General features: G+C 72.0%; 16 protein-coding genes. 9 read left to right on the top strand and 7 right to left on the bottom strand.

Going from position 1 to position 19,198, the window contains the following annotated elements; translation table 11 throughout:
* Positions 1-48: 48 nt before the first annotated feature.
* The 3 genes from AB0E07_RS07910 to AB0E07_RS07900 are packed head-to-tail and all read right to left on the bottom strand — an operon-like array spanning position 49 to position 3,095.
* Positions 49-903: a carbohydrate ABC transporter permease gene (locus AB0E07_RS07910; RefSeq protein ID WP_362247467.1), complete on the bottom strand. Its 855-nt coding sequence runs from the start codon at positions 901-903 to the stop codon at positions 49-51.
* On the bottom strand, positions 900-1,826 hold the full coding sequence (locus AB0E07_RS07905) for a sugar ABC transporter permease (RefSeq protein WP_362247466.1): 927 nt from the start codon (positions 1,824-1,826) through the stop codon (positions 900-902). Before AB0E07_RS07905 ends, AB0E07_RS07910 begins: the two co-directional genes overlap by 4 nt.
* 3 nt (positions 1,827-1,829) lie before the next feature.
* Positions 1,830-3,095 carry an extracellular solute-binding protein gene (locus AB0E07_RS07900; protein ID WP_362247465.1) on the bottom strand — a complete coding sequence of 422 codons (1,266 nt, stop codon included), beginning with the start codon at positions 3,093-3,095 and terminating at the stop codon, positions 1,830-1,832.
* Positions 3,096-3,418: 323 nt separating this feature from the next.
* Between AB0E07_RS07900 and AB0E07_RS07895 the strand changes: the two genes are divergently transcribed.
* Entirely contained in the window at positions 3,419-4,264 is an 846-nt protein-coding gene (locus tag AB0E07_RS07895) for a GntR family transcriptional regulator (RefSeq protein WP_362247464.1), read from the top strand.
* Positions 4,265-4,279: 15 nt separating this feature from the next.
* On the opposite strand, the gene AB0E07_RS07890 is transcribed toward AB0E07_RS07895, so the two are convergent.
* Positions 4,280-5,395 (bottom strand): AI-2E family transporter, encoded by a 1,116-nt coding sequence (locus AB0E07_RS07890; protein WP_362247463.1) that lies wholly within the window; start codon positions 5,393-5,395, stop codon positions 4,280-4,282.
* A gap of 375 nt (positions 5,396-5,770) precedes the next feature.
* Here AB0E07_RS07890 and AB0E07_RS07885 point away from each other — a divergent pair, with 375 nt between their 5' ends.
* From AB0E07_RS07885 to AB0E07_RS07850, 8 genes are all read left to right on the top strand, one after another.
* Positions 5,771-6,616, top strand: coding sequence for a glycosyltransferase family 2 protein (locus AB0E07_RS07885; RefSeq protein WP_362247462.1), 846 nt, complete (start codon positions 5,771-5,773; stop codon positions 6,614-6,616).
* Between the two features lie 100 nt (positions 6,617-6,716).
* A complete protein-coding gene (locus AB0E07_RS07880) occupies positions 6,717-8,534 on the top strand; it encodes a glycosyltransferase (RefSeq protein ID WP_362247461.1) in 1,818 nt (605 codons plus the stop codon).
* A complete protein-coding gene (locus AB0E07_RS07875; RefSeq protein ID WP_362247460.1) occupies positions 8,531-8,944 on the top strand; it encodes a hypothetical protein in 414 nt (137 codons plus the stop codon). The genes AB0E07_RS07880 and AB0E07_RS07875 overlap by 4 nt, the downstream gene beginning before the upstream one ends.
* Before the next feature lie 14 nt (positions 8,945-8,958).
* Entirely contained in the window at positions 8,959-10,392 is a 1,434-nt protein-coding gene (locus AB0E07_RS07870; protein WP_362247459.1) for a lipopolysaccharide biosynthesis protein, read from the top strand.
* A gap of 11 nt (positions 10,393-10,403) precedes the next feature.
* Positions 10,404-11,474, top strand: a complete 1,071-nt coding sequence (locus AB0E07_RS07865) for a glycosyltransferase family 2 protein (protein WP_362247458.1) — start codon at positions 10,404-10,406, stop codon at positions 11,472-11,474.
* 24 nt (positions 11,475-11,498) lie between these two features.
* Entirely contained in the window at positions 11,499-12,626 is a 1,128-nt protein-coding gene (locus tag AB0E07_RS07860; RefSeq protein WP_362247457.1) for a GNAT family N-acetyltransferase, read from the top strand.
* A complete protein-coding gene (locus tag AB0E07_RS07855) occupies positions 12,623-13,429 on the top strand; it encodes a polysaccharide deacetylase family protein (protein ID WP_362247456.1) in 807 nt (268 codons plus the stop codon). Before AB0E07_RS07860 ends, AB0E07_RS07855 begins: the two co-directional genes overlap by 4 nt.
* A gap of 35 nt (positions 13,430-13,464) precedes the next feature.
* Positions 13,465-14,781 (top strand): xylan 1,4-beta-xylosidase, encoded by a 1,317-nt coding sequence (locus AB0E07_RS07850; RefSeq protein ID WP_362247455.1) that lies wholly within the window; start codon positions 13,465-13,467, stop codon positions 14,779-14,781.
* Here AB0E07_RS07850 and AB0E07_RS07845 read toward each other — a convergent pair.
* Genes AB0E07_RS07845 through AB0E07_RS07835 form a run of 3 tightly spaced genes read right to left on the bottom strand, consistent with a single transcriptional unit; the run spans position 14,751 to position 19,061 of the window.
* Positions 14,751-15,860: a peptidase C39 family protein gene (locus AB0E07_RS07845; RefSeq protein ID WP_362247454.1), complete on the bottom strand. Its 1,110-nt coding sequence runs from the start codon at positions 15,858-15,860 to the stop codon at positions 14,751-14,753. The two genes, AB0E07_RS07850 and AB0E07_RS07845, sit on opposite strands and share 31 nt — an antisense overlap.
* A 37-nt stretch (positions 15,861-15,897) precedes the next feature.
* On the bottom strand, positions 15,898-18,000 hold the full coding sequence (locus AB0E07_RS07840) for an iron ABC transporter permease (protein WP_362247453.1): 2,103 nt from the start codon (positions 17,998-18,000) through the stop codon (positions 15,898-15,900).
* The gene (locus tag AB0E07_RS07835; protein WP_362247452.1) at positions 17,997-19,061 is read right to left on the bottom strand and encodes an iron-siderophore ABC transporter substrate-binding protein; all 1,065 of its coding nucleotides are present in this window, start codon (positions 19,059-19,061) and stop codon (positions 17,997-17,999) included. The genes AB0E07_RS07840 and AB0E07_RS07835 overlap by 4 nt, the downstream gene beginning before the upstream one ends.
* Between the last annotated feature and the right edge of the window lie 137 nt (positions 19,062-19,198).

The raw sequence follows: 19,198 nt of genomic DNA, 5'->3' as shown, positions 1-19,198 counted from the left end.
TTCGGCGGGCACGGTACGGGGGTGCGGGTGCGGAAGTGGAGGTGGAGGTCAGCCCTTGACGCCTCCGGCGGTGAGGCCCGAGGTCACGTGGCGTTGCAGGGCGAGGAAGACGATCAGCGCGGGCAGCGCGAAGAGGGTGGAGGCGGCCATGGTGGCGCCCCAGTCCGTGCCGAAGGTGGTCTGGAAGGAGGAGAGCCAGACCGGCAGGGTGCGGCTGTCCTGCTGTTTGATGATGAGGAAGTTGGCGTAGGTGAACTCGTTCCAGGCGGTGATGAATCCGAAGAGCGAGGTGGCCATCAGTCCCGGGGCGAGCAGCGGGAAGGCGATCCGGCGGAAGGCGCCCAGCCGGGTGCAGCCGTCGACCTGTGCCGCCTCCTCCAGTTCGGGCGGGATGCCGGCGATGAAGCCCCTGAGGACCACCACCGTGAACGGCAGGGTGATCATGAAGTAGATGAGGGTGAGCGTCGGCAGCCGGTCGAGCATGTCGGTGTCGCGGGAGATGATGTAGATCGGGATGATCAGCGACTCCCAGGGCGCCATCTGGGCGATGAACACCGCGAGCATGAACTGGCGGCGGCCGCGCCAGCGCAGCCGGGCCACGGCGTAGGCGGCGCCGAGCGCGACGACGAGGGCGAGGAGTACGGCGCTCAGCGTGACCAGGAGGCTGTTGCGCCAGAACAGGGCGAAGCTGTCGGCCTGGACGGCGGTGCGGAAGTGTTCGAGGGTCCATTCCCGGGGGATCAGGCGCGGTTCGTAGGACTGGATGTCACGGGAGGGCTTGAAGGCCGTCGCGATCATCCAGTACACGGGGAAGAGGCAGATCAGCACGGTCAGGGTGGCTGCCGCGCCGAGCGGCAGGCGGCGAAGTGCGCGTCGACGGGCGGCCGTTCGGGGCGTGCTCACAGGTGCTCCCCTTCCTGGCGGAACAACTGGCGGAAGTACAGGACGAGGACGCCGCTCATGAGCAGGACGGTGACCATGGAGGCGGCCGAGCCGAGGTCGTAGCGCTGGTTGGCGAGGGCGGTCTGCACGGCGTACACCGGCAGGATCGTGGTCGCGTCGCCGGGGCCGCCCCGGGTCATCACCCAGATCTGCACGAACGCCTTGAACGTCCAGATGACTTCGAGGGAGAGCACCAGCATGAAGATCGGCCGCACCAGGGGGAAGGTGACGGAGCGGAAGATCCGTACGGCGCCGGCCCCGTCGAGGCGGGCGGACTCGTACAGTTCCTCGGGCACGGTGGTGAGGGCCGAGTAGAGGGTGATCGCGGCGAACGGCACCGACTGCCAGACGATGAGGACGACGATGATCGTGAAGGCCGCGGTGCCGTTGGCGAACCAGGGGTACGCCTCGTAGGAGGTGAAGCCGAGGTTGGTGAGCGTTTCGTTGACGATGCCGAACTCCGAGTGGAACAGCCACTGGAAGACGGTGGTGGCGGCCACGACGGGCACCGCCCACACCAGGACCAGTGAGCTGAGGACCACGGCCCTGCCGACGGTACGCAGCCGTTCGATCATCAGGGCGACCAGCGTCGAGAGGACCATGATGGCGGCGACGTTGACGGCCATGAACAGGAACGTGCGGCGGACGACGTCCCAGAACCTGGGGTCGCTGAGCAGGGTCTGGTAGTTGCGCAGTCCCACGAACTCGGCGTCGCCCTTGATCAGTTCGCGCAGCCGGAAGTCCTGCAAGGAGATCAGCAGGGCCCGGCCGAACGGATAGACCAGGAGGTAGAGCATGCCCAGGACGGCCGGCGCGATCAGCAGGTAGGGGCCGAGGGCGGCGGGGCGTCCGCGGGACGGGGGTCGGAAGGGCGTGGCGGGCATGGGTCAGGAGCCGCTGTTCAGCGTGGCGGTGATGGACTCGGACGCCTTGGCCGCCTCGGACTTGATGTCCCGGCCGGTGAGGACGGCCGTCATGTAGTCCTTGATGGGGTTCTTGGCCTCGACCGCCGCCCACTGGGGTGTGTTGGGCGTGGCGTGTCCCTGGGCGGCGCCGACCGCCATGGCCGCGGCACCGGGGTCGGAGGCGACGGCGTCCGCCAGGCTGGTCCGGTTCGGGACGTAGCTCATCGCGAGGGCGAGCTTCTCCTGCCAGGCGTCGCCGGTGAGTTCCTTGATGAAGGTGTACGCGGCTTCCTGGTGGGCGGCGACGGCGGGCACGACCAGGTCGGAACCGCCGGTGAAGACGGCGCCCGGGGTGTCGGCGGTCTTGCCGGGGATGGGGAAGAAGCCCAGCTTGCCCTTGAGGTCGGGGTTGCTCTGCGCGATGACGTTGGCTCCGCCGGGGGTGGCGATGACCTGGGCGATCTGCCCCTTGGCCACGACCTCGGCCTGGAGCGGGCGGGCCTCGTCGGAGTCCTTGGGTCCCTTGCCCAGGGCCTGGAGTTGCTTGTAGAACTCCATCGCTCTGAGCGCTTCGGGGCTGTCCAGGCCCCCGGTCCATCGGTCGCCGTTCTGGAAGGCGAGGTCGCCGCCCTCGTCCCAGACGAAGCCCGCGAGGGTGTACCAGTTCTGGCCGGGCAGGTAGATGCCCTGCACGCCGCCCTTGTTGAGCTTCTCGGTGGCGGCCAGCCACTGGTCACGTGTCTTGATCTGCGTGGCGTCGATGCCCGCCTTCTCGAACAGGTCGGTGCGGTAGATGACGACGCGGTTGGCGGCGTAGTACGGGATGCCGTACTGCTTGCCCTCCCAGGCGCCGGGTTCGGCGAGGCCCTTGAGCCAGGTGTCGCCGCCGAGGTCGGTGACCTGGTCGGTGAAGTCGGTCAGTCCGCCGCTCTGGGCGTACTGGGCGACCTGGGTGTTGCCCACCTCGATGACATCGGGGGCGTCGTTGCTGGCCAGGGCGGCGGTGACCTTCTCGCCGATGCCCTCCCACTCCTGGATCTGGATCTTCACGTCGATGTCCGGGTGGGCCTTCTCGAAGCCGGCCTCGAACTCCGTCTGGAAGTCCGCCGAGACGCTGTCGCGCATCAGCCACACGTCGAGGGAAGTCGGTCCGCCGTCGCTCTGGTCGCGGTCGGAGGAGGAGGAACAGGCGACGAGTCCGGCGCTCAGTAGCATGGCGCCGAGCAGGGCAAGGGGGCGGTGGTTCACGGTTCACCTCTGGGGAGCCTGGGAACGAGTGGCAAACCCTGACCTGACCAATCTCTGGCCGAGTGTTTACCAGTTGGTGGCGGCATGAAGGTGGCATAGACCAATGCGGGCGTCAACCCCCCTTGCTGACATGTCAGTTTGCTGAACCCAAGGTCTCCGGGAGCCATCCCACCCCGGACCTGCCCGGACACCTGCAAGTTGACCAGTTGGCCAGTTATAGTTGACCAGCGAGTTCCCCACGACTTGCCGACCCCTTGCGCCCCCTTCCCGACCCCTTGCCGACGAAGTCCCGACGAAGTCCCGACGACGAACGAGAGCCCCGTATGGAGATCGACGCGGCCGCCTCCGGCGCGATGCTCAAGCGAGAGCGGGTCCGTGACGCGATCCTCGAACTGATCGAGGCCCGCAGCCCCGGGGACGCCATCCCCTCCGAGCGCGCCCTCTGTTCACAACTCGGCGTGTCCCGGCCGACGTTGCGGGCGGCGGTCGATGAACTGGTCGTCGCGGGACTGCTCGTGCGGGAGCACGGCCGGGGCATGTTCGTGGCCGCGGAGAAGATCACCCAGGAACTGGTCTCGGACCGCAACGCCTTCAGTCTGCCGAGGGCCTCGGGTGTGTGGACCAGCCGGCTGCTGGAGTTCAGCACGATTGCGGCCGGGGCCCGGATCAGCAGAAAGCTCCGCGTCTCACCGGCCGCGGAGATCTTCTACGTCGCCCGCCTGCGCCTCGTCGACGGCATCCCGACGGCCATCGAGCACCTGCACGTCCGGGCCGATCTCGCCCCCGGCCTGACCAGTGACGAACTCAAGCAGGGGGACCTCTACGAGCACCTGCGCGACCGGCACGGCGTCCAGGTCAGGGAGGCCGTACAGTCCATAGAGCCGACCGTCGTCACCCGCGCCGAGGCCGAACTCCTCCACGTACCGGAACTGTCCCCCGCGCTGCTCTTCGAGCGGCTCACCACGGACAGCCGCGGCAGAGCGGTGGAGTATGTCCACTCGCTCTACCGCGGCGACCGCTACCGCATCGTCTCGCGCCTCACTCTCAGCGCCCACGACGAGCCCCCCGCACCGACGGAGGGCCACCATCCGGGCTTCCCCCCGGGCGACTTCACGACCGGCGACCCGGTGTCGTTCTCGACCCGGGGGGTTGTGCAGCAGGACGGCTGAGGCGACAGGTGTCCCCTATGACGGAACCGCAGCCCCGGGCAGCGGTTCCCCCTCCCCCGGCTCCTGCGTCGGGTCGGTGAGCTGTTCGCGGATGTAGGTCCAGATCACCGCGATCAGGGCGGTGATCGGGACGGCGAGGAGGCTGCCGACGATGCCCGCGAGGTTGCCGCCCAGGGTGACCGCCAGCAGGATCACCGCCGCGTGCAGGCCGAGGCCGCGGCTCTGGATCATGGGCTGGAAGACGTTCCCCTCCAGTTGCTGCACGACCACGATGATGGCGAGCACGATCAGCGCGTCGGTCAGACCGTTGGAGACCAGCGCGATGAGGACCGCCACGAAGCCGGCGAACAGCGCGCCCACGATCGGCACGAACGCGGTGACGAACGTCAGCACCGCCAGGGGCAGGACCAGGGGGACGTCCAGGATCCACAGGCCGAGTCCGATCAGCACGGCGTCGAGCATGCCGACGGCGGCCTGCGAGCGGACGAACGAGCCCAGGGTGTCCCAGCTGCGGGCGGCGACCGTGGGGACGTCGGTGGCGAGCCGGCCGGGCAGTTGACGGGACAGCCAGGGCAGGAACCGCGGGCCGTCCTTGAGGAAGAAGAACATCAGGAACAGGGCCAGCACGCCGGTGATCACGCCGTTGACGACGCTGCTCACGCCCGTGACCAGGGCACCCACCGCGCTGCCCAGACCGTCCTGCGCACGGTCGACCGCGCTGTCGAAGGCCTTGTCGATCTCGGCGTCCCCGATGTTCAGCGGCGGCCCGGCGGCCCACTCCCGGAGCCTCTGCACGCCCTCGACCACGCCGTCGGTCAGGTCGCCGGACTGGGACGCCACCGGAACCGCGATCAGTGCCACGACCCCCGCGGCCACGACGAGGAAGAGCACCGTGACCAGCGAGGCGGCCGGCGCGGCGGGCCAGCCGCGGGAGCGGAGGAAGCGTGTCGGAGGCCAGGTCAGCGTTGTGAGGAGCAGCGCGATGACGAGCGGCCAGACCACCGACCACATCCAGTCGAGCAGCCAGAGGGCGACCCCGAGCATCACGAGGACCAACAGCAACTCGGCCGAGACACGGGCCGATGTGCGCAACGCGGCGCGGGTTTTCGCGGAACTGACCATGGCAGGCATGGGGCACACCCTATGGCGAGGCCCCGCGCCCCTCGTCCGTGAGGCGGGGGAATTCCGGTGCGGGCGGCGGGACTTCCGCGGTCGGAGCCCGTGCGTGGGGCTCCCGTGGCGGGCGGCCACGGCCCGGAACCCGGCCTCGTGTTCCTCGTTCGCCACCGCGAAGGCGGCCTGCTCCGGCCCCGTCGTCGGCGGATCGTGCTCCGTCCGCGCCCACCGCCCCGGACTCCTGCACTTGACCTGCCGGAAGAAACGTGGTGACCATGTACGTATACGTCGTAAACATACGGGGTCGGGCAGGGCTTCCGCCGCACCGTCGACTACGTCGCCCACCGCTCGGGAATCCGCCGTCGGATCGAGTTTCGGAGCGCCGAGATCATGATTCACCCTTCACAGCTGAGCGAATCCAGCACCGTTCCCTCGCGCAACGGCACTCTCCCGGGGACTCCCGCTGGCCGGACCGGCGACCGCCCGGCCGGGCACCCCCTGCGCCGCGCCGGGGACCGCCCGCCGCCGAGGGCCACCGTCAGTCTGGTCGTCCCCGCCCGCAACGAGGCCCGCAACATCCCCTGGGTCTTCGAGCAGATCCCGGACTGTGTGGACGAGGTCATCCTCGTCGACGGCGACTCCCACGACTCGACGGTGCACATGGCGCGCCACTGCCTGCCCACCGTCCGCCACGTCGAGCAGAGCGGCCCGGGCAAGGGCAACGCCCTGCGGACCGGTTTCCTCGCCGCGTCCGGCGACTACATCGTGATGATCGACGCGGACGGCAGCATGCTGCCCGGGGAGATCCCGCACTACCTGCACTTCCTCGACAACGGGTACGACTTCGTCAAGGGCTCCCGCTTCATCGCGGGCGGCGGTTCCCTCGACATCACCCGGATCCGCAGCTGGGGCAACCAGGCACTGCTCGCGGCCGTGAACCATCTGTACGGCGCCCACCTGACGGACCTCTGCTACGGGTACTGCGCCTTCCGCCGCAGCTTCCTCGACGACCTCGACCTGCACAGCACCGGCTTCGAGATCGAGACCGAGATGATCGCGCACGCCCTGAACTCGGGCCTGCGCATCGCGGAGGTGCCGAGTCTGGAGCTGCCGCGCCGCAGCGGCCACTCCAACCTGCACGCGGTCTCCGACGGCCGCCGAGTGCTGCGCACCCTGCTCTCCGAGCGGCCGGGCAGCCGCACCGCACCCGCACCGCACCCGAGCACGCCGGACTGATTCCGGCCGCCCCGTCCACACGGAGTCACCCGTGTTCAGCCGGCAGCAACCCGAAGCGCTCCGCGAAACACCCGCGGGGCAGGAGGACACCATGCCGCGCGTGGGTAGCGACACGCTGGGAACCCCCGAGGTCTCCCCCCTCGCACCGCTCGCGCGGCCCGTCTCCGCCCGCGGCCGGATCCGGCTGCGCGCCTCGGGCCGCGGCGTCCGGGCCGCGGCCTTCCTGCTGCCGGCCGCCGTCGCCCTGTGGGTGACCTCCCTGCGCGAGGTACGCCTGGACGCGATGGGCGACCTGGGCCTGCTCCAGGTGCTGCCCGTCACCTTCTGGGTCGCGCTCGGCCTCCTCGTCGTCGGCTTCTGCGTGGCGGCGGGCGACCGGCGCACCCCGCACGGCTGCTACGCGCTGTACACGCTGGCCCTGATCGCCGTCATCCACGCCACCCCGCCCCTGCTCTACTCGGAGCTGCGCTACGCCTGGGCGTGGAAGCACGTCGCGGTCATCGACGCGATGGTCCGGCACAACGGTGAGGTGCCGGACGCCGAGGGCCTCGGCATCTACAACCAGTGGCCCGGGTTCTTCCAGTTCAACGCGCTGCTCCTGCGGGCCGCCGGCCTGGAGTCCGCCCTGGCGTACGCGCTGTGGTCCCAGGTGCTGGTCAACGTCCTCACCCTCGGCCCCCTGCTGCTGATCTACCGGTCGCTCACCACCGACCGCCGGCTGATCTGGGGCGCCGTGTGGATCTACTACTCGTGCGCCTGGGTGGGGCAGGACTACTTCGCGCCGCAGGCCTTCACCTTCCTGCTCTACACGGCCGTCATCGCCGTCGTCGTCCGGCAGCTGCCCTCCTCGCGGACCCCGAACCGCGGCGTGCCACGCTCCTGGGGGTGGCCGCCCGGTCTGTTCGTCGTGCTGGTCGTGATGGAGGCCGCGATCATCACCTCCCACCAGCTGTCGCCGCTCATGCTGATCAGCGCGCTGCTGCTGCTCGCCCTCCCCCGGGCCAACCGGCGGGTGGTGCTGCCCGCGCTGGCCGCGGCGGTCCTGCTCAACCTGGCCTGGTACGCGACCGTGGCGAGGCCGTACGTGGTGGAGAACCTCGGCAGCTTCGTGAAGGCGGTCACCCGCCCCGAGGCCAATGTCTGGTCCGGCCTGAACCGGCTCGCCGACGCCGCGCCCAGCCAGGTCGTCGTCTCCTGGATCGACCGGGGCCTGTCAGGGGGCGTGTTCCTGCTCGCCGCCGCGGCCTACGTCGTCCACCGCTGGACCCGGCGCACCCCGATGCCCCTGCTCGCGCTGTCGCCGCTGCCGCTCGCCCTGATCAACGCCTACGGCGGTGAGATGGCCTTCCGCGCCTACATGTTCGCCCTGCCGGCCGCTGCCTTCCTCATCGCGGCGCTGCTGATACCGCACCTCTCCCGGATCTCCTTCCGCACCCCCGTGGTCGTGGTGGTCCTGCTGGCCATGCTCGGCGGCCTGATGTTCGGCTACTACAGCAAGGAGGCGATGAACCGCTTCTCCGCCGACGAGGTCGCCGCCACCCGGTACGTCACGACGCGGACGCCCCCCGGGTCGCTGATCGTCTCCGTCACGTTCGCCGCCCCCGGCCTGGAGATGCACTACGACCAGCACGAGCGCGCGGAACTCACCAGTGAGGGCCTGGAGGCGCGGCGGCTGATGGGCCGGGACCCGCTCGCCGGGCTGGAACCGATCCTCGGCCGGGCCGGCGGCAGGCCCGCGTACATCGTGCTCAGCCGTGCCCAGGAGGCGGACGTCCGGCTGAACGGTTCGATGCCCGCGGACTTCACCCGCAGGCTGGAGACCGCCCTGTCCGGCGCCCCCGGCTTCACCGCCGTGTACCGCAGCGCGGACGCGGTCGTGTACCGCTTCGACCCGCCCTCGGAAGGGAGGACACGATGACCCGGCTGCGAGGGTGCGTGGCGCTGTCCGGATGGCTGGCGCTCGCCGCGACCGCGCTCCCCGACGGCTCACCGGTACGGGTGGTGATCACGGTGGCCTTCCTCCTCGTGTGCCCCGGGCTGGCCGCCCTGTGGTGGGCCACCGGGCCCGGACCGCGGCGCGGGGACGGCACGGCCGCCCTGCTGGCCCCCGTGGTCATCGCGGGAGCCGTCAGCGTCGCCCTGTGCGCGCTGGTGGCGGAAGCCCTGTTCGTCCTCGGCGTGTTCAGCCCCGTACGGGCCCTGATCGCGCTGGCCGCGCTCACCTCGGCCCTCGTGCTGACGCCCCGGCTGCGGCTGCCGCGCAACGACACCGTCGCGCCCCCGCGCTGGCCCTCGCGCCAGGGCCCGCTGTCCGGCAGCACGAAGTGAGCCCGGGAGACGCCATGGCCACCCAGGCGGTCAGCGGACACCAAGGACCGCCCCCGGACGAAGCGGGGACAGCGGCCGCGGCGGAGGTGGCACCCGCCCCGCGCCCCCGCCTCTCCGGTGTCCGCACCCGCTGCGCCGGACTGCTGCCGAGCGAGCCCCTGCTGCGCAACGGCCACCTGCTCGCCCTGAGTTCGATCGTCAACGCGGTCCTGGGAGCCGTCTTCTGGGTGCTGGCCACCCACTGGTACGACGACCGGACGGTGGGCCTCAACTACGCCGCGGTGTCCGCCGCCACCCTGCTGTCCACGGTGGGCCAGCTCAACCTCTCCGACTTCCTGGTGCGGTTCGTCCCCGCCGCCGGGCGCCACACCCGCAGCCTGATCCTGACGTGCTACGGCGCCAGCATCGCGTGCAGCGTGGCGGTGTCCGTCGGATTCCTGCTCCTGGTGCCCACCGTCAGTCCCGGTCTCGACTTCCTGCTCTCCCCGCTGACCGGCCTGTTCTTCGTGACCTACACCGCGGCCTACGCGATCTTCGCACTCCAGGACGGCGCGCTGACGGGCGTCCGGCACCCGGGCTGGGTGGCGACCGAGAACGTGATCTTCGCCGTGGTGAAGATCCTGCTGCTGGCCGCCGCGGCCGCCCTCACGCTCTTCATGGGCATCCTCGTCTCCTGGGCCGGCGCGCTGATCGTGGCCCTCCTGGTGGCCAACGTCTTCCTGCTCCGCCGCGCCGTGCCACGGCACGAACGACAGGCGCCCCGGGCGGCCCGCCCGCCCCGCCTCGTCGGGTACGCGACGGCCGACTACGTCGGCTCACTGTTCCGCATGGCCGCCTACAGCCTGCCGCCGCTGCTGGTGCTGAACACGCTCGGCCCGGAACAGAGCGCCAACTACTCCCTCGCGTGGATCGTCGGCTACCTGCCCTACCTGCTGGCGACGAACATGGGCAGCTCCCTGATCGTCGAGGCCGCCCACGAGCCGGGACGGCTGGCCGAGCACACCGTCCGCGTCCTGCGCCACTCGACGCTCCTGATGGCGGGCGGCGCCCTGCTCATGATCGTCGTCGCGCCGCGGCTGCTGGCCCTGTTCGGACCCGAGTACGCCGAGCACGGCACCACCCTGCTGCGGCTGCTGGCCCTCTCCGCCGTGCCCAACCTGGTGGTGAGCCTCGCCGTCGACGTGGCCCGGATGCGCCGGCGCATGCGCACGGTCGTCGGTCTGCAACTGGCCCTGTGCGCCCTGGTGCTGGGCCTCGCGGCCGTCCTGCTGCCCCGTATGGGGCTGGCCGGCGGAGGCGTGGCCTGGCTGGTGGCGCTGACCCTGCTCGCCCTGTACCTGATGATCCGGCGATCCCAGTGGCTGCCCGCGCGGTCCCGGAGGACGCCGGCCCCGCCCACGCCCGAGAAGCCGCGGCCCGGCGAGCCCGAGCCCGGCCCGCGGAAGTAAGGAGAAGTGCCGTGCCCGGTACCGATGTCTCCGTCGTCATCTGCGTCTACACCGAGGACCGGTGGCAGGACATCCTCGCCGCCGTCACGTCGGTACGGCACCAGTCCCTGCCCGCCGTGGAGACCCTGCTGGTCGTCGACCACAATCCGGCCCTGCTCGACCGGCTCCGCAAGCAGTACGGCGCCGGCGCCGGACCGCTGGACGGCGGACCGGAGCTCCGGATCATGCCCAACGCGGGCCCCCAGGGCCTGTCCGCCGGGAAGAACACCGGCATCGCCGCCGCCCGGGGCTCGGTCGTCGCCTTCCTCGACGACGACGCCGTCGCGGAACCCGACTGGCTGCGGCACATGGCCGACGCCTACGACGATCCGCACGTGATGGCCGTCGGCGGCCGGACCGTCCCGGCGTGGGCCTCCGGGCACCGCCCGGCCTGGTTCCCGGCCGAGTTCGACTGGGTCGTGGGCTGCGCCTACAAGGGGATGCCCCCGGGACGCACCCCCGTCCGCAACGTGCTGGGCGGCAACGCCTCCTTCCGCCGGACGGTCTTCGACCAGGTGGGAGGCTTCGCCATCGGTATCGGCCGGGACGGCGACAAGCACCCCCTGGGCTGCGAGGAGACCGAGCTGTGCATCCGGCTCACCCAGCGGCTCCCCGACGCCGTGCTCCTCCTCGACCACCGCGCCGTCATCCACCACAAGGTGCCCCCGGTCCGGGAGCGCTTCGCCTACTTCCGCCGCCGGACGTACGCCGAGGGCCTCTCCAAGGCCCAGGTCACCCGACATGTGGGGGTGCGCAAGGGCCTGGAGTCCGAGCGCCGTTACACCACGCGCGTCCTGCCGGCCGGTGTGCTCCGCGGGGTCCGTGACTGTCTGCTCGGACAGCGTGGCGGCGCCGGGCGGGCGGCGGCGATCGTGGCCGGGGTGTCGAGCGCGGCCCTCGGCTACACGGTCGGCGTCGTCCGCGCCCGCCGCGGCCGCTCCGCGTCCTGGGTGGTGGAACCCCCCGCCCGGACCGGCGGTCCCCGTCCGTCCGCGCCCCTTCCCCCCGGTGAGCGGCACCGCGCCCACCCCGCCGCGACCTGAAGAGCGAACTGAAGGACACCCACCATGGACATCAGCGTGTACCGGCCGGAAGAGCTGACCGCAGCCGACCGAACCGCGTGGCGGACCCTCCAGTCGAAGGCGTACGCGGGCGGCGCCTCGCAGCTGGCGAACCCCTTCCTCGCACCGGAGTTCACCCGGGCCGTCGGACGGTGCCGGCGCGACGTACGGGTCGCCGTGCTGCGCGAGGACGGTTCCACCGGGGAACCGGCCGCGTTCTTCCCCTACCAGCGCAACGCGGTGGGCGTCGGCCGCGCCGTCGGGCTCGGCCTGTCCGACTGCCAGGGCCTCGTGCACGCGCCGGGCTTCCGGTGGGACGCGCAGGAACTGCTGCGCGCCTGCGGTCTCGTCATCTGGGAGTTCGACCACCTCGCCGAGGGGCAGCAGCCGTTCGAGCAGTCCCTGCTCGGCACCTTCCCCTCCCCCGTGATCGATGTGGCGGACGGCTGGGACGCCTACGTGGCCCGGCTGCGCGCCCGATCGGGCCGGGGCACCCGTGTCCGGCTGGGCTACGAACGCAAGCTGGCGCGCGTCGCCGGGGACGTCCACTACGTGCACGACGAACGCGATCCCGCGATGCTGCGCACCCTCATGGAGTGGAAGTCCGCCCAGTACCGCAGGACCGGGCGCAGCGACCGCTTCGCGCACCCGTGGATCCGCGAGCTGACGGAGCAGCTGTTCCACACCCGCACCGACTCGTTCGCCGGTCTCCTCTCCGTGCTGTACGCCGGCGACCGGCCGGTGGCCGCGCACTTCGGGGTGCGGTCGGAGCACATCCTGGCCTGCTGGTTCCCGGCCTACGACCCGGCCTTCGCCAAGTACTCCCCCGGCGTCGTGCAGCACCTGCGCATGGCGCGCGGAGCGGCCGAGGACGGCCTCTCCCACCTCGACCTCGGACGCGGGCAGCGGGACCACAAGGACGTGCTCAAGACCGGTGACGTCCAGGTCTCCGAGGGCTGGACGACACGACGCCATCCGGTCGCCGCCGCCCACTGGGCGCGCCGGGCCCCGGTGCGCGCCCTGCGCAACACGGTCGTGTCCCACCCGGAACTGCGCGCGCCGGCCGACCGGCTCCTGAGGTCCATGGGCAGGGCCCGCACCTGGACCGCCACCCGTGCGAGGAGTCCACGATGACCCGTCCCGTACCGATCCTCATGTACCACGGCGTCTCGGACGCGCCGGCGGCCGCGATCCGGACGCTCTCCGTCACACCCGGGATGTTCGCCAACCAGATGGCGCTGCTGAACGAGCGCGGCTTCACCCCCGTCACCACCGCCCACCTCGCCGAGGCCTGGCGGGGCCGTGCGACGCTCCCCCCGCGGCCGGTGCTGATCACCTTCGACGACGGCTACCGGGGCGTGCACCGCTACGCCCTGCCGGACCTGCGCCGGTACGGCTTTCCCGCCGCCGTCTTCGTCACCACGGGCTGGCTGCGCGGCCCGCACGAGATCGACGGGGCCGCCCTGGACACCATGCTCGACTGGGACGAGGTGCGCGAACTCGCGGCACAGGGAGTCGAGATCGGCGGCCACAGCCACACCCACCCCCAGCTGGACCAGCTCGCCGAGGGGCGGTTGCGGTTCGAGGTGGAGCGCTGCAAGGAGATCATCGAGGAACGGACCGGCACCGCGCCCACGTCCTTCGCCTACCCGTTCGGCTACTCCGACCGCCGGGTGCGGCAGACCGTGCGGCGGGCCGGCTTCGCCCAGTCCCTGGCCGTGGGCAACGCGCTCGCCGACCCGCGCCAGGGTCCGCTCGCCCTGCGCAGGATGACCGTACGACGGGGCACCGGACTCCAGGAGTTCGCGCGACTGGTCGAGGGACGGGCCGTGGGCCGGACCTTCGCCGTGGACCGGACGCTGACGAAGGGCTACGCCCTGGTCCGCGGCTCCCGACGGCTCGCGCGCCGGACGGTCGGGGCAGGTGTGCGGGAGTGACGCGCCGGGCGGGCAGGGCGAAGGCGAGGTGGCGTGTGAGCGCCGCCCTCTCGGTGATCGCGGCCCTGGCCCTGCTCGTCGCGCTGTGCGGCAGCCAGTCCGGCGGGGACGAGGCCGTCCCCGCCTCGCTCGGCTGGGGCGTCACCCACACGCAGTACAGCGTCGGTGACCAACTCGGCTCCTCCTCCGTGGACACGGCGGTACGGACCCTGTCCGCGCAGTCGCTTCCGCAGAACCAGCACATGATGGGCTGGGGTGCCGACAATCCCGAACCGTCCCCGGGCCGCTACGACTTCGCGGCCCTGGACGCGCGCATGGACCTGATCGAGGCGACGGGCGGCACACCCGTCGTCACCCTGTGCTGCGCTCCGGACTGGATGAAGGGCGGCACACCGGGCCGCACGGACTGGTCCCGCCGGTCCCTGGAGACCGCCCCGAGCCCCGAGCACTACGACGACTTCGCCGACCTCGCGGCGACCGTCGCCCGACGCTATCCGGAGGTGAAGCACTTCATCGTCTGGAACGAGTTCAAGGGCTTCTTCGACGAGAGCAAGCAGCGCTGGAACCAGGAGGGGTACACCCAGCTCTACAACCACGTCCACCGGGCCCTGAAGAAGGTGGACAAGAGGATTCTGGTCGGTGGGCCGTACCTGAACATGGACAGCCTGCCGCCCGGAACCACCCGCCACGCCTCCTCCCTCTCGGGCCCGTGGGGCACGGTCGACCGCCGGGTGCTCGACGCCTTCGACTACTGGAACGAGCACAAGGTCGGCGCCGATTTCGTCGTGGTCGACGGCTCCAGCTACGCCCGGGGCGGTGTCGCGGTGCCGGACGAGTTCGGCGCGACGGAGAAGTTCACCGCCGTGGGCCGGTGGCTCCGGCAGCACACCTCGCTGCCGCTCTGGTGGGCCGAGTACTACACGGAACCGGGCGAGGAGGACGGCTCCTACCGGAACTGGAGCGAGCAGCACCGGCTCGCCGTCGAGGCGGCCGGGATGATGGCCATCGCCAAGGGCGGCGCCGAGACGGCGTTCTTCTGGAACGCGCAGACACGGGACGGTCGGTGTGTGAGCTGCCTCTGGCCGAACACCGACGTCGACACCGGCACCGGCACGACCGGTCGGGCGTTGCCGATGATGGCACTGATCCAGCGCTTCGCGGCCGGGTTCCCGCCCGGGACGGAGTACCGGCCGGTCCGGGTGGAGGGGCGCGACGCGGCCGCCGTGCTGACGCTCGCCGACGACGACACCGCCCTGCTCGTCAACACCCTGGACCGGCCCGTGCGGGTCGAGGTCGACGGCCGGACCGTCGACCTGGAGGCCTACCAGGTGCGCTGGCTCGACGGCGGGTGACCCGGGTAAGCCGCTCCGGCGCCGAGGGTCACCGCGCCCCGGAACGGGCCCGGCGACAGCGTCGACATCGCGTCGAGGGAGTCCTCGGGTACGGGGAGCAGGTGGGCGTCGACCCAGGTGTCGCCCCTGGACGTCTCGGCCCACGGGTCGTCGATCACGAGAGCGCCCGGCACCGCCGCGTGGCAGAGCACCCAGTGCGGGACGTCGTACCCCTGCATGCGGTCGAGTGACAGCAGGAGCAGGGTCGGTTGCCGTCGGTCGAGTCCGCTCAGGATGGCGGCGAGGGTCAGCCGCTCGGACCGCACGGGCACGCCGGCCCGCGCGGCCTCCTCGCGGGAGACGTCTTGGAGGACGGTGCGCCAGGCGCGTTCGGGGTCGGTCAAGTGGTCCAGGAACAGGGGGTCTTCGCTGTCGAGGTGGACGGTGACGGCGGACTCCGGCCAGGCCCGGTGGACGGCGAGGCCGAGGCCGACCGGTTCGCAGGACGGGAAATTGGTGGCGTCGCGCCACAGCGTCAGCTCCGCCCGGCGGTCCAGGGCCGTCCACGGCAGGTTCCCGGCGTGCGCCCGCGCGACCAGGGCGGTGACGGCACCGCAGGTGAAGTGGGTGCTCTGACCGTAGTAGCGCGGTTCCGGCACCGTGGCCCCCGACAGCCAGCGGACGTAGCCGGCGGGCGGGCCCGGCGCGTCCTGCGGCTGCGCGAGGGGTGGGGTCAGCGCGGTGAACCCTTCCGACTCGGCCACGGCCGGACTCACCGTCCAGCCCTCCCACTTGACCTGAGCCAGCGCCAGACGCCGGGCGTGGGCGACGACGGCGCGGACCGCGGCCCGCACGTCACCGATGGCGTCCACGATCTTCAGGTAGGCCGTGTCCGGGCGGGCCGTCACCAGGGCGGCCCCGGCCACGCCCTCCCCCGCGTCGTCCGGTACGAGCACCAGGCGCGGTGCGTGGCGGGAGCGGTCGACGGTGCGCCACCGCTCGGGCGTCTCGGCGGCGAGCCGGCCGAGTTCAGGGGGCGGGGTGTCGGCGTCGAAGGGCACGACGACGCTCCGGAGGGGATCTTCGGCATGCGCGGGCACGGCAGGAACTCCTGGGGAACGGACGGGGTGTTCGGGGTCATGCCCGTGAGCGGCGCAGCACCCACAGGAAGTACGGGCCGCCGACCAGCGCGATCATCAGGCCGGCCGGGACCTGGGACGGGGCGACGACCGTGCGGCCCAGGGCGTCGGCCACGCACACGACGAGCCCGCCGAGCAGCATCGCCACCGGGATGACACGGCCGTGCCGGGCCCCAACCAGGGTGCGGGCGAGGTGTGGGGCGACCAGCCCCACGAAGCCGACGACACCGACGGCGATCACGCTGAGCGCCGCGAGCACCGCGGCGATCGACAGGGCGACGAAACGGGTGCGTTCCACCCGGACGCCGACGACGCGCGGGGTGTCCTCGTCGACGGCGAGCAGGTCGAGCCTGCCGCGCATGGCCAGCAGCAGCGGAAGGGCCAGCGCCAGGGCCACCGCGACCGGAACGACGTCGGGGAAGGTGCGCCCGTACGTCGTGCCGGAGAGCCAGGTGAAGATGCGGGGGGTGTTCCACGGGTCGGCGCGCAGCAGGAGGAAGGTGGTGACGGCGCTGATGCCGTAACCGCAGCCGATGCCGATCAGGACGAACCGGTCGGGGAGGAAGCCGCCGCGCCAGGCCAGCAGGGCGATCAGGGCGAAGGTGGCGAGCCCGGTGGCGACGGCGGCGGTGATGAGCACGGGACGCCCGCCGGGCAGGTCCGAGGTCACGATCACCGTGGCGCCGAGGCCCGCGCCCGCCGTGATGCCGAGGACGCCGGGCTCGGCGAGCGGGTTGCGCACCGTGCCCTGCACGACGCATCCGGCGAGGCCGAGGGCGGCGCCCGCGAGGACCGCCGCGAGCACGCGCGGTACCCGGTCGTCGAGCGCCTGCCCGATCAGCGGCGGGGCGGTGCCGCGCGCCCACAGCACGAGGTCGCCCGTCCGCAGCCAGAGGCTTCCGGCGAGGACGGCCACCACGACCGTCGCCGTCAGCAGCACCAGCGCGCCGACGGCGACGGCGAGGAACGCGCGGCGGGAACGGACGGCGACCTGTGCGCCGGGCGGTTGCCGCAGGTGGCCGGTGTCGCGCAGGCGCAGCGCGAGGACGACGATCACGACGGCGCCGAGCAGCGCGGTGGGAACCCCGGTGGGGATCGACGCCGCTCCGTCCGCGCCCTGCACCGCGCGCAGCACCGCGTCCGCGAGGAGCACGAGCAGCGCCCCGGACAGGCCCGCGGCGGGGAGTTGGTACACATGGCGGCGCAGGGAGTGGACACGTCCGGCGATCAGCCGGGCCAGTACGGGCGCTGCCAGGCCGACGAAGCCGATCGGGCCGGCGAGGGTCACCGCCGTGCTGGTCAGGAGCACCGCGCACAGCACCGCGGCCGTCCGGGTGGTACGGATCGGCACGCCGAGCGTGGTCGCGGCGTCGTCGCCCAGGCGCATCACGTCCAGCCTCCGCGACAGCGCCAGCGCCGCGCACAACAGCACGCCCACGAGCGGGACGGCCCGCGTCGACGCGTCGATGTTCAGCTGGGCGAGGGAGCCGCTGCCCCAGGCGTACAGGCCGGTGGTGTTCTCGCGGAACAGGATGAGGAGCGTCCCCGTGGCCGCGTCCAGGGCCATGGCCATGGCCGAGCCGGCGAGGACGAGGCGGGTGGACGAGGTCCCGGCGGCCCGGCCCGCCAGCAGCAGGACGAGGACCGCCGCGGCGAGACCGCCCGCGAAGGCCACGGCTCCCGACGCCCACAGCGGCACGGTCAGGCCGAGGGCGGCGACGAGCGAGAGGGTGAAGTAGGCCCCGGCCGTGACGGCGAGGGTGTCCGGTGAGGCGAGCGTGTTGTGCGTGACGGACTGGAGCAGCGCGCCGGCGCAGCCGAGGGCGAACCCCACTGCCACGCCCGCCAGGAGGCGCGGCAGCCGTGAGCCGGTGAGGATGTCGCCGACCGTCGCCCCGGCGGACTCGTCCCGCACTCCGGCGAAGTGGCGCAGGAGGTCGGTGACGCCGACGCCCGAGGTGCCCTGGGTGAGGTGCCACAGGCCCACCAGGACGGTCAGGGCGAGGAGGGCCGCCAGGGCGGCGGCGCCGGAGAGGCGGCCGCCGCGCCCGGTGCGCGGCGGCTCGGCCCCGGTGGGCGCCGCGGTGTGCGTCGCGGTCACTTCTGGTCGAGCACGTCGACGTACGCGTCGATCGCCTGCTCGCAGGAGCGGGGGCCGCCGGCGCCCCACACCTGGGGCGGGAAGGAGTGCGCGCGGCCTTCCTTCACGGCCGGGAGGGACTTCCAGATCGGGTTCTCGCCGAGCGCCTCGACGTAGCCGCCGGCACCCTCGTCGTTGGCGTAGAAGAGGTTGGCGTCGCCGACCGCGGTGAGTCCCTCGACGTCGGTCTGCGCCAGGCCGTAGGAGGGGTCGACGCCGCCGTCGCCGTGCTCCTTGTTCACGGCGTCGGTCCACGCCCCCTTGAGGCCGAGTTCCTCGCCTATCTCGGTGAACAGGGCGCCCTGTCCGTACGGGCGGATCGTCAGGTTGCCGCCTTCGAGCCAGCCGTCGAAGAAGACGAACTTGTCGGTCGGCAGGTCGGCGTCGGTGACCTGCTGCTTGGCCTGGGCGAGGTGGTCGTCGAACTCCTTGAGCACCTGGTCCGCGCGCTCGGAGCGGCCGGTGGCCTCGCCGATCATGCTGAAGACCTGGCGCATGTTGCCGATCGGGTCCTCGGGGTCGGCGCCCTTGGTGGCCATGACGGGGACGCCCCGCTTCTCCAGCTTCGCGATCGTCTCGTCGTCGGCGTCGAAGGCCTCCACGACGATCAGGTCGGGCTTCGCGGCGTAGAGGGTGTCGAGGTCGGGCTCCTCGCGGGTGCCGATGTCGGTGACGCCGCTCGGCAGCTCCTCCGCGCTGGTCCAGGTGCGGTATCCCTTCGGGTCGGAGACCGCGACGGGGGTGACGCAGAGCGTCAGGGCGTCCTCGATCTGCTGCCACTCCAGGACGGCGATCCGCTGGGCGGGCTGGTCGAGTTCCACCTTGCGTCCGACGCCGTCGGTGAAGGAGACGGGCCCGGTGGACGTGGTGGTGGTGTCCTGGGCGCAGTCCTCGGAGGCGGGGGAGGCGCTGGTGGTGGCGGCGCCGGTGGCCTCGTCGACGTCGGTGGTGCCGCAGGCGGTGGCGGCGAGGACGATGAGTCCCGCGGAGGCTGCCGCCGCGAGGCGGTGGACGCGATTCATGAGGGTTTCTCCTTCTTCTGGTGTGCGTGTGTGTCGCGTGGGCGTGCTTTTCCGGCACGCGGACGGTGCGTGGCGCGTGTGCGCTGACACGTGCCACACCGTGGCGTGTGGTGGGCGGAGGCGGCCGGGGTGCCGCC

It is taken from the genome of Streptomyces sp. NPDC048002, from assembly GCF_040653275.1.
Lineage (GTDB): Bacteria > Actinomycetota > Actinomycetes > Streptomycetales > Streptomycetaceae > Streptomyces.
The sequence above is the reverse complement of the archived record's forward strand: the minus strand, read 5'-3'. Positions and strand labels throughout refer to the sequence as shown.

Coding starts and splice junctions, on each gene's coding strand:
- AB0E07_RS07905 (WP_362247466.1), bottom strand. CDS start 1,826: ATGCCCGCCACGCCCTTCCGACCCCCGTCCCGCGGACGCCCCGCCGCC.
- AB0E07_RS07895 (WP_362247464.1), top strand. CDS start 3,419: ATGGAGATCGACGCGGCCGCCTCCGGCGCGATGCTCAAGCGAGAGCGG.
- AB0E07_RS07890 (WP_362247463.1), bottom strand. CDS start 5,395: ATGCCTGCCATGGTCAGTTCCGCGAAAACCCGCGCCGCGTTGCGCACA.
- AB0E07_RS07885 (WP_362247462.1), top strand. CDS start 5,771: ATGATTCACCCTTCACAGCTGAGCGAATCCAGCACCGTTCCCTCGCGC.
- AB0E07_RS07875 (WP_362247460.1), top strand. CDS start 8,531: ATGACCCGGCTGCGAGGGTGCGTGGCGCTGTCCGGATGGCTGGCGCTC.
- AB0E07_RS07870 (WP_362247459.1), top strand. CDS start 8,959: ATGGCCACCCAGGCGGTCAGCGGACACCAAGGACCGCCCCCGGACGAA.
- AB0E07_RS07860 (WP_362247457.1), top strand. CDS start 11,499: ATGGACATCAGCGTGTACCGGCCGGAAGAGCTGACCGCAGCCGACCGA.
- AB0E07_RS07855 (WP_362247456.1), top strand. CDS start 12,623: ATGACCCGTCCCGTACCGATCCTCATGTACCACGGCGTCTCGGACGCG.
- AB0E07_RS07835 (WP_362247452.1), bottom strand. CDS start 19,061: ATGAATCGCGTCCACCGCCTCGCGGCGGCAGCCTCCGCGGGACTCATC.